General features: G+C 46.9%; 2 protein-coding genes. Both read right to left on the minus strand.

The window, feature by feature from the left end:
- Positions 1-284: hypothetical protein (locus tag DW103_RS17970; RefSeq protein ID WP_122278657.1), on the minus strand; the 284-nt coding region annotated here is incomplete at its 3' end.
- Positions 256-666 (minus strand): hypothetical protein, encoded by a 411-nt coding sequence (locus DW103_RS17975; RefSeq protein ID WP_122278659.1) that lies wholly within the window; start codon positions 664-666, stop codon positions 256-258. The genes DW103_RS17970 and DW103_RS17975, both read right to left, overlap by 29 nt.
- Between the last annotated feature and the right edge of the window lie 112 nt (positions 667-778).

The following is a 778-nucleotide window of genomic DNA, read 5'->3' on the forward strand; positions in this document are numbered from 1 at the left end:
AATTGAAAGATTAATATTGTTAGAATACCTGTTAAAACCCCCGTTAAGTAGCATTTAAGCGTGAATTCAGGGGGCTTGATTTGTTCTTGCAGTTCAGCATTTTCCCTTGTCAGCCGATCTATCGTTTCCTCGTAGGTATAGACCAGATACTGTAAACTGTCACAGGAGGCGGAAGCCTGAATATTCCCGTTGCTGTATGACAGTTTCAAGTTTGCCTGTCCGGATTTCTTTTCGTATGCCGCATTGGCCGGCAACTTACGGAGGCTGTCCACCGGAATCGACATCTCCGCAAGAGATATCGGGATTGTCGCGAGGGTAACGCTGGCCTTTTTGTTCCATGCGAGACTGTCTCTGAGGCTTACGGAAGTATTTTTGCTTGTAGTCCTGCACGAGAATACGAGCGGGACAAGTAGGCCAATGAGGGCAACCAAGCAAATTTTGTATAACCACCTCCAGCCGTTTGAGCGCCTCCCTGAGGTTTCTGATTTCATCATTTTGTTTGAGTAAAGCATCGTTATTACTTTCTGCAATAGACTGCCAGGTATCACGGGTATCGGCAATCAAGCGAGCCCGGTTCTTGCGCCAGATCGTGCCCAGCAGTGCCAGGTTTACAATACTGACCCCGGTAGGGAAAGCCCATTGCAATACATCCAGCAATCCATCCATGAGTTAATCCAATTATGAGAAATACAAATCTGCTTCCGCCTTGCGTCTACGAATAAGTCCCGCCAGTACCGTACCTTTCGATTTGTTCCAGCGGCTAAATTCATAGCGTATA

It is taken from the genome of Parabacteroides sp. AM08-6, from assembly GCF_003473295.1.
GTDB lineage: Bacteria > Bacteroidota > Bacteroidia > Bacteroidales > Tannerellaceae > Parabacteroides.

Excerpts from the sequence above, each read along its gene's own strand:
- DW103_RS17975 (WP_122278659.1), bottom strand. The coding sequence starts at position 666 with ATGGATGGATTGCTGGATGTATTGCAATGGGCTTTCCCTACCGGGGTC.